The 13,112-nt window shown below is 55.8% G+C and carries 10 protein-coding genes, 1 tRNA gene and 1 other RNA gene; 3 read left to right on the top strand and 9 right to left on the bottom strand.

Annotated elements, in window-relative coordinates; genetic code table 11:
- Positions 1 to 10: 10 nt before the first annotated feature.
- From dppC to ACT3IC_RS08620, 8 genes are all read right to left on the bottom strand, one after another.
- Positions 11 to 907, bottom strand: coding sequence for a dipeptide ABC transporter permease DppC (dppC, locus tag ACT3IC_RS08585; RefSeq protein ID WP_103177794.1), 897 nt, complete (start codon positions 905 to 907; stop codon positions 11 to 13).
- Between the two features lie 9 nt (positions 908 to 916).
- The gene (gene dppB, locus ACT3IC_RS08590; RefSeq protein ID WP_103177793.1) at positions 917 to 1,936 is read right to left on the bottom strand and encodes a dipeptide ABC transporter permease DppB; all 1,020 of its coding nucleotides are present in this window, start codon (positions 1,934 to 1,936) and stop codon (positions 917 to 919) included.
- A 162-nt stretch (positions 1,937 to 2,098) separates the two neighbouring features.
- Positions 2,099 to 3,706 carry a dipeptide ABC transporter periplasmic-binding protein DppA gene (dppA, locus tag ACT3IC_RS08595; protein ID WP_103177792.1) on the bottom strand — a complete coding sequence of 536 codons (1,608 nt, stop codon included), beginning with the start codon at positions 3,704 to 3,706 and terminating at the stop codon, positions 2,099 to 2,101.
- Between the two features lie 642 nt (positions 3,707 to 4,348).
- A non-coding RNA gene (locus ACT3IC_RS08600) (RtT sRNA) lies at positions 4,349 to 4,480 on the bottom strand.
- Between the two features lie 33 nt (positions 4,481 to 4,513).
- Positions 4,514 to 4,590 (bottom strand) — tRNA-Pro (locus ACT3IC_RS08605).
- 91 nt (positions 4,591 to 4,681) lie between these two features.
- A complete protein-coding gene (gene eptB, locus ACT3IC_RS08610) occupies positions 4,682 to 6,373 on the bottom strand; it encodes a kdo(2)-lipid A phosphoethanolamine 7''-transferase (RefSeq protein ID WP_473477137.1) in 1,692 nt (563 codons plus the stop codon).
- A 266-nt stretch (positions 6,374 to 6,639) separates the two neighbouring features.
- A complete protein-coding gene (locus tag ACT3IC_RS08615) occupies positions 6,640 to 7,842 on the bottom strand; it encodes an L-lactate MFS transporter (protein ID WP_103177789.1) in 1,203 nt (400 codons plus the stop codon).
- Between the two features lie 205 nt (positions 7,843 to 8,047).
- A complete protein-coding gene (locus ACT3IC_RS08620; RefSeq protein WP_103177788.1) occupies positions 8,048 to 8,752 on the bottom strand; it encodes an autotransporter domain-containing protein in 705 nt (234 codons plus the stop codon).
- Between the two features lie 179 nt (positions 8,753 to 8,931).
- On the opposite strand from ACT3IC_RS08620, the gene tag reads away from it, so the two are divergent.
- Together tag and ACT3IC_RS08630 are read left to right on the top strand one after the other, a co-directional pair.
- Complete coding sequence (gene tag / locus ACT3IC_RS08625; RefSeq protein WP_114385546.1) at positions 8,932 to 9,513, top strand: DNA-3-methyladenine glycosylase I; 582 nt, start codon at positions 8,932 to 8,934, stop codon at positions 9,511 to 9,513.
- Complete coding sequence (locus ACT3IC_RS08630) at positions 9,491 to 9,937, top strand: N-acetyltransferase (protein ID WP_103177786.1); 447 nt, start codon at positions 9,491 to 9,493, stop codon at positions 9,935 to 9,937. Before tag ends, ACT3IC_RS08630 begins: the two co-directional genes overlap by 23 nt.
- Here the strand turns inward: ACT3IC_RS08630 and ACT3IC_RS08635 are convergent.
- Positions 9,900 to 12,227, bottom strand: a complete 2,328-nt coding sequence (locus ACT3IC_RS08635) for a molybdopterin guanine dinucleotide-containing S/N-oxide reductase (protein ID WP_473477140.1) — start codon at positions 12,225 to 12,227, stop codon at positions 9,900 to 9,902. The genes ACT3IC_RS08630 and ACT3IC_RS08635 overlap by 38 nt on opposite strands.
- 168 nt (positions 12,228 to 12,395) lie before the next feature.
- Here ACT3IC_RS08635 and ACT3IC_RS08640 point away from each other — a divergent pair, with 168 nt between their 5' ends.
- Positions 12,396 to 13,058: an OmpA family lipoprotein gene (locus ACT3IC_RS08640; protein WP_103177784.1), complete on the top strand. Its 663-nt coding sequence runs from the start codon at positions 12,396 to 12,398 to the stop codon at positions 13,056 to 13,058.
- Positions 13,059 to 13,112 lie beyond the last annotated feature (54 nt).

Consider the following 13,112-nt stretch of genomic DNA (forward strand, 5'->3'; position numbering starts at 1 on the left):
CTCGTGCCTCTTACTGCTTCAGTTTGGGATCAAGTGCATCACGCAGACCATCACCCATCAGGTTAAATGCCAGCACCGTCAGCAGGATCGCCAGACCCGGGAAGGTCACGACCCACCAGGCGCTTTGCGCGAACTGCAACACGTCGGAGAGCATGGTGCCCCACTCCGGTGTTGGCGGCTGCGCACCCATGCCAAGGAAGCCAAGGGCGGCCATATCGAGAATGGCGTTAGAGAAGCCGAGCGACGCCTGAACAATCAGCGGCGCAAGGCAGTTTGGAAGAATGTTGATGAACATCTGACGCATCGCGCCAGCGCCCGCCACGCGAGAGGCGGTAACGTAGTCACGGTTCACTTCCACCAGCACCGCCGCACGGGTTAATCGCACGTAGTGAGGAAGGGCAACAAAGGTCAGGGCCAGCGCGGCGTTGCCGATTGACGGGCCGAAGATCGCCACCAGCACCAGCGCCAGCAGCAGGCTTGGCAGAGCCAGCATGATGTCGACGATACGCATGATGGTGTTATCAATCAGGCCGCCAAAGTAACCAGCGATCAGGCCCAGCACCACGCCGAGGATCAGCGACAGCACCACCACCAGACAGCCAACCAGCAGCGACAGACGTGCGCCGTACATCAGACGGGAAAGCACATCACGGCCCACGTCATCGGTACCCAGCAGATGCGTCAGGGTGCCGCCGTCCTGCCATACCGGGGGTGCAAGCAGCGCATCACGGAACTGCTCCGCCGGGTTATGCGGCGCGAGCACGTTCGCAAACACGGCGATCAGGATCATGATGGAAACGTATACCAGCCCTACCACCGCGCCTTTGTTGCGTTTGAAGTAGTGCCAGAACTCCTGCATCGGCGTCATTGGCACCGGTGCAGCTTTATTTACAGTAACTTGTGACATGATGGCCCCTTACTTCTTATGACGAATACGCGGGTTCACCACGCCGTACAGCAAATCGACCAGCAGGTTGACGAGGATAATCATCGTCGCCACCAGCAACACACCGCCCTGAACCACCGGATAGTCACGGCGCTGCAGCGCGTCAATCAACCAGCGGCCCAGGCCCGGCCAGGAGAAGATGGTTTCGGTCAGAATCGCCCCTGCCAGCAGCGTCCCCACCTGCAGACCGATAACCGTGACCACCGGCAGCATGGCGTTGCGCAGTGCATGAATGATGATCACCCGCATACGGGTCAGCCCTTTGGCGCGGGCAGTACGGATGTAGTCCTCGCCCAGCACTTCCAGCATCGACGAACGGGTCATACGCACGATGACCGCCAGCGGGATTGTCCCGAGCACCATCGCAGGCAGGATCATGTGTGCCAGCGCATCAATAAAGTTGCCCTCTTCACCCCAGATAGCCGTGTCGATCAGCATAAAGCCGGTCAGCGGATTGGTGTCATCGAGGAAGACCATATCGCTGACGCGTCCTGAGACAGGCGTCAGGTTCAGCTGCACCGAAACCAGCATAATCAGCATCATGCCCCACCAGAAGATAGGCATGGAGTAGCCGGTCAGCGCCAGGCCAACGGCAGTATGATCAAAGATGGAGCCACGTTTTACCGCAGCCAGCACGCCCACCGGAATACCAACGGCGACGGCAAAAATCATGGCGCAGACACCGAGCTCCAGCGTCGCTTTAAAACGTGGTACGAACTCTTCCCACACCGGAAGACGGCTTTTCAGCGAAATGCCCAAATCACCATGCATCACACCCCAGATATAGTGGAGGTACTGCTGCCACATCGGCTTATCCAGCCCCAGTTCGGCCAACAGCTGTGCATGACGTTCAGGAGAAATGCCACGCTCGCCCGCCATAATCATTACCGGGTCACCGGGGATCATATGGACGAAAGCGAAGGTGAGAAGGGTGATACCGATAAACGTAGGGATAACAAGTCCCAGACGTCGGAGGATGAACTGCAACATAACCCGGATTCTCTCTAATGACGTACGCCTGGAGGCGCGACGTCTGTATTGCTCACAAAACTACTGCCGGGTGGCGCTGCGCTTACCCGGCCTACATTTGTAGGCCCGCGCAAGCGCAGCGCCGCCGGGCATGGGGTGCTGTCGCACCCCTTACGCTTTTAATTATTCAACAGAGACGTTTTCGAAGTGGTGTTTGCCCAGTGGATCAACCACATAGCCTTTAACTTCTTTACGCACTGGTTCGTACACGGTTGAGTGAGCCACGATCAGCGCTGGCGCCTGCTCATGCATGACAACCTGAGCCTGTTTGTACAGTTCGATACGCTTGTTGTGATCTTCTGCGGCACGCGCCGGCTGAATCAGATCTTCAAACGGCTTGTAGCACCAGCGAGAGTAGTTAGAACCATCTTTCGCCGCGGCGCAGCTGAACAGGGTCGCGAAGAAGTTATCCGGATCCCCGTTGTCACCGGTCCAGCCCATCATCACAGCCTGGTGCTCACCCGCTTTAGCACGCTTGAGGTACTCGCCCCACTCGTAGGTCACGATCTTGGCCTGAACGCCGATTTTCGCCCAGTCAGCCTGAACCATTTCTGCCATACGGCGCGCGTTCGGGTTGTAAGGACGCTGTACTGGCATCGCCCACAGCTCAACGGTAAAGCCTTTATCCTGGCCCGCTTCTTTCAGCAGCGCTTTCGCTTTCTCAACGTCATAGGTGTAATCCTTAACGTCGTCGTTGTAGCCCCACATGGTTGGTGGGATCAGGTTCTTCGCGGCAACGCCAGCGCCCTGATAAACGGCCTTGATGATCGCTTCTTTGTTCACCGCGTAGGTCAGCGCCTGACGTACTTTCACGTCATCAAACGGTTTCTTCTCGGTGTTGAAGGAGAGATAGCCGACGTTCAGACCCGCCTGCTCCATCAGGTTGATGTTTTTATCCTGCTTCATGCGCGCGATGTCAGCCGGGTTCGGGTACGGCATAACCTGGCACTCGTTCTTCTGCAGCTTGGCGTAACGCACGGAGGCGTCAGGCGTGATGGAGAAGACCAGACGGTCGATCTGCGGCTTGGTGCCCCAGTAACCTTCAAACGCTTTGTAAAGAATGCGGGAGTCTTTCTGATACTGCAGCAGCTGGAACGGACCGGTACCGATTGGGTTCAGGTCAACTTTCTCCGGGGTGCCAGCTTTCAGCATGTTGTCCGCATACTCTTTAGAGAGAATAGAGGCGAAGTCCATGGCCAGGTCAGCCAGGAATGGCGCTTCCGGACGGGTCAGCACGAACTGAACGGTGTTGTCGTCCACTTTTTTGATTTCGCTGATCAGATCCGGCAGACCCATCCCTTCAAAGTATTCATAGCTGCCGCCGGATACTTTGTGGTACGGGTTCTGGGCATTTTTCTGACGGTCAAAGGAGAACACCACGTCGTCGGCGTTAAAGTCGCGCGTAGGTTTAAATTCTTTGCTGTCCTGCCACTTCACGCCCGGGCGCAGGTGGAAGGTGTAGGTCTTGCCGTCTTCGCTGATGTCCCACTTCTCTGCCAGACCCGGAATAACTTCCGTAGTACCGGTTTTGAATTCAACCAGACGGTTATAGATAGGTACAGAGCTTGCGTCGTACGTTGTACCAGAGGTAAAGAGCTGTGGGTTAAAGCCTTCCGGCGAGCCTTCAGAACAGTAGACCAGGGTTTTTGCCTGTACGCTTGCTGCGACAGTCATGGCTACCAGGCTCAGACCAAGCTTCAGCATCCCTGACTTCTTCAAGGAAATACTCATTGTTATTCTGCTCCAATGTGATGTTTTTGTTGTGTTACTCCGCCTGACCTTTAATTTTTTTTTACCCGGTCTGGTCGGTGTTGCCCTAAGGCGTGATAAGGGATGGAGATTCCTTTCAGAAGAGCGACTGAGTTGCAGCGCAGATCCTCCCTGAAATGCCCCTCGTGCCCTACAATCTGTCAACAGAATGTGAAAACGTCAATACAGGTGACGGGGATTTACGCTAAGTGTGAGAATTGGCAAACAAAGATTAAAAAAACCACCGGGACCTATTTTCAGCAGGGAAATTTATGCTACCCGCCATGATGCAGCACAACTCTCTATGCATTCTGCTACAACCAGTGATTAACATTTATTCAACCGGGGTAAATTTTCTTACGGAATGGCGATTATCTGCGCACTAAATGCCGTGAACGTTAAAACGCACAGGGGAAAATGCTGAGGTTATGTATAAGCAACGCGAAAAAAGATCATTCCATATATAAAAAAATACAATGGAATATGTCACATAATCGTTAACAGGCAGGGGGAAAGCGCGGTAACCGCTATTTTAATTACTTTTGAATAATAACGTTCTGATGGGGTGTATTACTGTAACCCATAAAAGCAAAAAACCCCGCTCAAAGAGCGGGGTTTCGAATGTGGTCGGCGAGAGAGGATAACTCGTCACTCCGTGACTCGCCCTGCGGGCCGTTGCTGAAGCAACGTTCTCTCGCTTCGCTCGAGTCGAACCTCCTGCCCCGGAGGTTCTCATCCTCATAACCTTCAGATGCAAAAAACCCCGCTCAAAGAGCGGGGTTTCGAATGTGGTCGGCGAGAGAGGATTCGAACCTCCGACCCACTGGTCCCAAACCAGTTGCGCTACCAAGCTGCGCTACTCGCCGAATGCGGAGCGCATCTTACTGCTACGCTCTGCCTCCGTCAATCCCTTATTTTGCAAAAGCCTTTCGATCGGCTATAAAGTCGCCAGGCCCGTTACTTTGCGGCTTTCGCGGCGCTGTCCGGCACTTTACACCAGTTGTTATTCTCGTTAATCCCGCCGTCCGGCGAGGTGTAACCGAGGCAACCGAGAATGGTGTCGTACAGTTCCACATGACGACGAGCCACCTTCATATCCGCCTGCGCTTTAAGATGCGCAAACATTTTGGCTTTCTCCGGGTTCTCCAGATACTTATCAGACATCCACACCATCATCGGTACGCGGAACTGCTCCGGCGGGGCCATCTTGCGCGGCGTACCATGCAGGTGCTCTTTCTCGTTAATCGACTCACCGTGGTCGGCGGCATAGAAAACAATGGCTTTCTTATCGCGCAGCTGGTCAATCACGCTGTCGATAAAGTGATCCACATAGGTCACCGAGTTGTCGTAAGAGTTGATCAGCTGCTGTTTACTGCAGTCTTTATCCACGCCTTTACACTCCGGCGTCCATTTCGCAAAGCTACGTGGATAACGCTGGGTATAGTTAAAGTGCGACCCTTTGGTATGCAGGATAATCAGATGTTTACCGTTCGGGTTGCCCTCCAGCGAGCGTTGCATCTCGTCGATCAGCAGCATGTCGTCCACGCTCTTACCGCGGTTACGCGGCTCAGCGCCAATCTGTTCACGGTAGGCAATATTGTTGGCCATGGTATTGCTGTAGAACCACATCTCGCTCTGCATCGCATAGAGGTCGGAGGTAAAGCCCAACTGACGCAGCACTGAGAAGACGTTCTGCTCTTTCAGCGTTCGCTGTGGGTTATCGCTCGCCCCGCCCTCACGCACGAACATGCAGCGCAACGAGAGTTTGGTCGCGGTATCGCAGGAGTAACCGCGGAAGGCGACAAGGTTTTTCTCCTGCGCCAGTTTCGGTGTGGTATCCCGCTCATAGCCCAGAATGCCCATGTGATCCCAGCGCGTGGTTTCACCGATAATGAAGACAACGTAGGTGTCATCCAGATCCGAAGGCGCCTGATAGGTGAATTTCTTCGCCGGATTCAACAGCGATTTATTGTCGGAAGATTCATCCACCTGCGCCCAGGCGTATAACCCCAGCGCGGAGATCCAGTTTGAAGGCAGATAGGAGTTCGCCACCACGCCGCCATAGCTCGGCATATCCACGCCGGAGGTACGCTCGACATTCTTCTGCTGTAAATCCAGCAGGCGGATAGGTCCCCAGACCATTAAGCCTGCCAGCACCACCACCGCAGCGCTTCTGGTGCGCTGTCCGGGGGTACGCAGCTGGCGCAACAACGTATAGCGGCAGCGGTTGTTCCAGATAAGCAGTAGCGGCAGGATGCTGACGCAAACCAGCCAGAGAATAAAGTGTAAACCGACCACCTCTTTCGAGAGGTCGATATCTGTGGTCATCACCGAAGCAATAATGCCGTAGCCGATCACCACGTTCATAAAGGTCATGTAATAGCTGGCACCTGCCGAGCACAGCACCACCAGCGTGGCGAGTACCCGCCAGACACGGCGGCCAAACAGCGACAGCAAACGCAGTAAAAAGAAGGTAACCAGTACAGTAGCAACCAGTTCAACGACCGCAGCGATTCCTTTCCAGGCGGTAAAGTCTTGCGCATAACCGTCAAACCGACGGAAAAAAACCGCGCCATTCATAAACAGACCGATGTACAACGCAAGTAAAAAGCTGAGCTTTTGTTGCGTCATCGCTTTGATATATTTCATTAATGCAACCTGGAAAAAGGTAAAGTAGAGCCGCTTCACTCTTGGTCAAAAAGTGAACAGGTTATTTCATTGCCTGGGAGTACGTTATAAGAAACGTCTTTAAGCGCGGTAAGTAGACCACAGGGAAAAGAAAAAGTGGCAGCAGAGAATGTGATCCCTGCAAATATTTACAAAAAAACAAGTCCGATGGCCTACAACCGGCCTGTTCTTTACAGTTTATAAAAACAAAAAGGGCCGGAATATCCGGCCCTTAGAGGTAGTTTTAATCAAGCATGCGCTTGTTGCAACACTTCACGCTGCGGCTGGCGAATAGTGGTGGACAGGGCCAGAGACAGGATAAGTAAGGCGAATATTACGCAGAAAGTCACATAAAAACCGCCGAACAGCGAAGCAATAAGCGAACCGCAAATACTGCCGATACCAAAACCTAAATAAATAACGCCATAGTTTTTCGCCAGATTATTCAGGCCGAAGAACTCACTGACCAGCGACGGGAAGACGGTGATGGTGCCGCCGAAGTTAAACGCGACGCAGGCGATAGCCGCAAAGAAGGTCACTTCGTTGAGCGGGGCGAAAAGCAGAGCCGCCATTCCCACCAGTGAAACCACCTGGCCGAGGGTAATGACGCGGATACGGGCAATTTTATCGGAGAGGATCCCCAGCACCAGGCGACCAGAGAGGTTGGCGATAGAGATAATGGTTACCGCGTTGGCCGCTGTTGCCGCATCCAGTTTCACCATCCCCTGGGCGATATCTTTCGCCACGCCAATCACATACAGACCGCTCATGCAGGCCGTCAGGAACATCACAGCCAGCATCCAGTACTGCGGCTTACGCATCGACTGGGCCAGCGTAAAGTCATTCTCGACAACGCCATTGACCGTCTGCACCTCCTGCTGCGGCGCATCTTTCATCAGGGTAGCGCCAAACAGGATCATCACCAGCACGATTGCGCCCCAGATCATAAAGGTCTTTTCAAGGCCGACGGTGGCGAGTAACTGGCTGTCGATAAATTTGAAGCCCAGGCTGCCAAGGCCATAAGAACCGATGGCAAAGGCGGAGATCAGCCCTTTACGCTCCGGGAACCATTTCACACAGTTCGACAGGGTTAAGAGATAGCCTGCACCATCCGCCAGCCCGACCAGCACCCCGGCGCTCAGCCACAGCATCATCAGATTGTTGGAATAGGCGGTCAGGAAGAAGCCCAGCCCCAGCAACACACCGGAAGCCATCGTGACGCGCTTCACGCCGAAGCGTTCCTGTAATTTACCGGCGATGGACGAAGAGAGCGCCAGGCCCAGGCTCAGCAAACCAAAGGAGAAAGCCACCTGGCTTATCGGGGCATTGAGTTTGTCGGAAAGGGCGCTGTTAAACAGGCTCCAGGTATAGACCGACCCCAGAGCGAACTGGGTCACGATAGTACCGAAGAGGGTCAGCCAGCGGGTGCGGTTGTAAGTTGAAGTGTTCATGGCAGTTGTCCTGCAGCAGAAAAAAGGGAAATTCACTGCTGACAACGATATCCAAAACCTTACCTTACCAGGGGTAAAACGGCATGAAATGCAGAGGGCGTGGAATGAAATGCCGAAAATCAGGAATGAATGGCCTGGACAACCGTCTGAACCGCACCGGAGAAGGCTCGCTTCCGGCGCTGCACAGGCGATTTACGTGCCTAATTCAGAACCTGGCGCTGACGCCGAGGGTATAAAGGTAATCCTCGCCGGTGGTCATATTTTCAGCCTGCGACATCGAGGCATAGGCCGCCATATGAGGATTGATCAGCATATCGGCCCCGACGGTGACATCCATCCAGTTACCGTATTGGGTGGACGGCACCAGGCGTCCCAGGCCGGACTGCATTTTCCACTGATTATCACCGAACTGCTGGTTATAACTGATTTGCGCCCACGGTCGCACATCGCCCACGCGCGTATCCACGCGCCAGCCGAGCGTACTTACGCTGGCGTGCCACAGCGGGTCGATCAGCGACTGCGTGTTCACGCTATCGCCAAACTCGTTGTACATATTGGGCGTGGAGCCGTCATAGTGCCAGGCGGCAACCGGTCCGGTCGTGAAACGGCGGGCCACGGGAATACTCCAGCCCACACTCATTGAGCTGGTAGCCTCCACAGGAGAGGAATCAGGTAAATTCAGCGCTAAACCGGGCGTATTCTGCGAGGAGAGGATCCGCTCTTTGAGAATGTCCTCATACCGCGGTTGGTGATCGTCGTCCCATGTATAACGCTCGGTGGTATTACTTTTTGTATCCGAAACGATATATTCCTGTTGCCAGGCGTTTGCTGTGTTGCCTGAAATCAGACAGGCCAACAAGCTCGCCATACCTGTCACGGCATGGCGGCCACTGATATTTTTTATCATCATCAAAGCGACTCCAGAGAAGAGCCGAGTTCGGCGATATTTGTGTTTGTTTAATTGAGGCCAGGTTGCAACATGAGGGATGTTGCGTATCAACCTGTATTAACTATTGTCTCTTTAGGTGACACGTCAAGCCGGGTCGATTGAAATTTTTGTAATTTCAGGAGCAAATAGGGAGAGAAACGATGCAACGTTGTGGCTGGGTTAGCCAGGATCCGCTTTATATCGCCTATCACGATCAAGAGTGGGGCGTACCGGAAACTGACGGAAAGCATTTATTCGAGATGATCTGTCTCGAAGGTCAGCAGGCCGGTTTATCCTGGATCACCGTGCTTAAAAAACGGGAAAACTATCGTCAGGCCTTTCACCAGTTTGATCCGGTCCTTGTCGCCGGGATGACCTCTGCCGATGTCGACAGGTTAGTGCTGGACGCGGGGATTATTCGCCATCGCGGCAAAATCGAAGCCATTATCGGCAACGCCCGGGCCTATCTGGCGATGGAAGAGAACGGCGAGCGCTTTTCCGATTTCGTCTGGTCTTTTGTCGATAACACCCCGCAGGTGACCCAGGCGGCGACGCTTGCAGAGATCCCCACCTCTACGCCAGCCTCAGATGCCCTGTCGAAGGCGCTGAAAAAGCGCGGCTTTAAATTCGTTGGCACCACCATCTGTTACTCCTTTATGCAGGCCTGCGGGCTGGTCAACGATCACGTCACCGCCTGCCACTGTCACCCCGGAGGTCAACATGATCCGCAAATGGCTCAATGACGATGTCGAGCCCCTGCTGACACTCTGGCTGGAGAGCACCACCGTCGCCCATCCCTTTATCGATGCGCAATACTGGCTGGAGAGCAAAGCGGTGGTGCGAGAGGTTTACCTGCCGTCGGCCGAGACATGGGTATGGGAAGAGAAAGGCCAGCTTCGCGGGTTTATCAGCGTGATGGAATCCCGGTTTATCGGCGCGCTGTTTGTCGATCCGGCCTTTGCGGGCAAAGGGATCGGGCATGCGCTGATAAAACATGTTCAGCAGCGCTACCCCTCTTTAAGTCTCGAGGTCTACCAGAAGAACAATCGGGCGGTGAATTTCTACCACGCTCAGGGCTTTCGCATTGAAGACAGCGCCTGGCAGGAAGATACCCAACACCCGACCTGGCTTATGAGCTGGCAGGCGGATCAAACGCCGTCAGCGTAAGCGCCGGCCCCTGATATTTTTCCAGCCACGCCAGCGCAGTATTTCCCGCGCAGCCATTCCCCAGCTTCGAGCTGGGGAGATCTTTGGTCAGCACGTTGACCGCCCCGTTCTTACAAATCCCGTCGTTATCAGGATCCAGATCCGGCCATGCCCCCTGATGAATGCAGATCACCCCCGGCTTGATGCCCTCGCTGACCACCGCGCCTGCCAGGACCTGCCCGCGATGGTTCCAGACGCGGACCACGTCGCCATCGGCAATGCCGCGCGCGCTGGCGTCATCCGGGTGGAGCGTCACCGGCTCGCGTCCGGCCACCGCATACTGCTCGCGCAGTGAGGAGTAGTTCAACTGGCTGTGCAGACGATGCGCCGGATGGGCAGAGAGAATTTGTAACTGCCCCGGCTCAGCATTGCCATACCACTCGTCCGGCGCCAGCCACATCGGGTGCGGCGGACAGTCGGCATACTGGAAGCTGGCGATCCGCTCGGAGTAAATCACGATTTTGCCGCTCTCGGTTTTAAGCGGATGGCCCTCGGGATCGCGACGGAAATCCGCGAAGCGCACGAATCTGGCGTTCACCTCAGATTCCGGCATTTCGACGATATCATTGGCTTCCCAGAACTCGGCGAAGGGTGCTAAGGTCACTCCCTGTGCCGCGCCGCGCTGCCCGGCAATCTCATAGAACGTCTCCAGCCACTCCAGATCGGTTTTACCTTCGGTGAAACGCTCGCCGCCGCCCGGCTCCCAGCGCTCGCTCAGCTCGGCAAACACATCAAGATCGTCACGCGCTTCATCGCGCGGCGCCACAACCCGCTTCATCGGCACCATATGCTGGTTGCTGTAGTCGCCGGTCATGGTCATGTCGTTGCGTTCAAACGAGGTGGTCGCCGGCAGCACGATATCGGCATGCTTCGCCGCCGCCGTCCAGAAACATTCGGAGATTACCACCAGCTCCGGTTTTTGCCAGGCGCGGATCAGGCGGTTGGTATCCTGATGATGGGTAAAGTTAGCCCCGCCTGCCCACCAGACAAAGCGGATATCCGGGAAGTGGCGATCCAGGCCGTTGTGCTGATAAAAACCGCCGGGATTTTCCAGGGCTTCCACAATGCGGGCGACCGGGATCTTATCCACCGCGTCGGTACCGCCCTTGACCGAACCCTGCATCGAGGCCAGCACCGCCGCCCGACGCGTCGGGTTACCGCCATTAGCAAAGTGATACGACAGGCCAAAGCCGCCACCCGGCGTACCAATCTGGCCGAGCATCGCCGCGAGGGTGACCAGCATCCAGTGTTTTTGCTCACCAAACTGCTGGCGCTGCATCCCCCACCCCGCCATCAGCATGGTGGTGTTATTGTGGAATAACGCCGCCAGTTCACGAATTTTATCTGCCGGAACGCCACAAATGTCGGCGGCCCACTCGGCGGTTTTGGGGATACCGTCCGTCGTTCCAAGCAGGTAGTCAGCAAATTTTTCATACCCGGAGGTACAGCGGGCAAGAAACGCCTCATCCTGCCAGCCATTCTCAACCAGCGTATGGGCGATGCCGAGCATCATCGCCACATCGGTGCCCATATGCGGGGCGATCCACTCGGCGCGCTCGCCAAAGAAATCCATGGTTTCGGAGCGCATCGGATCGATGCAGATCAGGCGCTTGCCGCTTTTACGCAGCGCGTCGAAATAGGGGATGCCCTGCTCGTCGCTGGCGTTCCAGGCGATCTTAAGGGTGTTGAGCGGGTTGGCGCTCCAGAGCACCACCACCTCGCTGTGCTCCAGCACCAGCGGCCAGCTGGTCTGCTGCTGATACACTTCGTTGCCGCCCACCACATACGGCATGATGGCCTGCGCCGCACCGGTGGAGTAGTCCCCCAGATGGCCGGTATAGCCGCCCGCCAGGCTCATATAGCGCTGAAGCAGGGTTGCGGCTTTGTGCAGCACGCCATTGGAACGCCAGCCGTACGAACCGGCGAAAATGGACGATGGGCCATAGCTCTGGCGAATGCGTTTATGCTGCGCATCGATAAGCGTCAGCGCCTCATCCCAGCTGACGCGCACAAACTCATCCTGCCCACGCACCCCCTGCGGATTATCCGGCGAGGCGAGAAACCCCTTACGCACCATCGGCCAGCGCACGCGGGTTTTGCTGTGCACCTGGTCGCGCACCGCGGTCTGCAGGGAGTTGGGATAGGTTGTCGGCAACGCGCCGCGGGATGACAGCACCGTCTCGCCGTCGGTCTCGACCAGCATGGGCCCCCAGTGGGCTGCAGTCAGAATGGTTTTCGTTGAAGTGGTCACAGCGTGTGCTCCTGGATTGCCGGTTGCAGGTTTTCTCAGCCTTCATTGAGGCTGTTTATGATTAGACACAAATTTAAGAGTTATCCCCGGAATTTTCTCCGTAACTGGACGTCATAATCAACCGCCACGCCCATCGTGGCAAAGAATAAAAAAGCTTAAGGAAAGAAGATGAAAAAAAGCGCACTTATGATTGCCGCCGTGGTGAGCGGCGCACTGGTTGTTTCAGGCTGCACAACGAACCCTTACACCGGCGAACGCGAAGCGGGTAAATCAGGCATTGGCGCAGGCCTCGGCTCCCTGGTCGGCGCAGGTGTTGGCGCACTCTCCTCCTCGAAAAAAGATCGCGGCAAAGGGGCGCTGATTGGCGCCGCAGCAGGCGCAGCCCTGGGTGGCGGCGTCGGTTATTACATGGACGTGCAGGAAGCGAAGCTGCGCGACAAAATGCAGGGCACCGGCGTGAGCGTAACCCGCAGCGGCGATAACATCATTCTGAACATGCCAAACAACGTCACCTTCGACAGCAACAGCTCAACGCTGAAACCGGCGGGGGCCAATACCCTGACCGGCGTGGCGATGGTGCTCAAGGAGTACGAAAAAACCGCGGTGAACGTGCTGGGCTATACCGACAGCACCGGCAGCCAGGATCTGAACATGCGTCTCTCCCAGCAACGTGCTGACGCGGTGGCCAGCTCGCTGATCACCCAGGGCGTAGCGGCGACCCGTATTCGCACCAGCGGTATGGGCCCGGCGAATCCGATCGCCAGCAACAGCACGGCGGAAGGCAAAGCGCAGAACCGTCGCGTTGAGATCACCTTAAGCCCGATTCAGTAAGTGTTGTGCCGGGTGGCGGCATCGCCTGCCCGGCCAGTCGTCCCGGTAAGCGTA

Source organism: Leclercia sp. GHBNCSD (assembly GCF_055805075.1).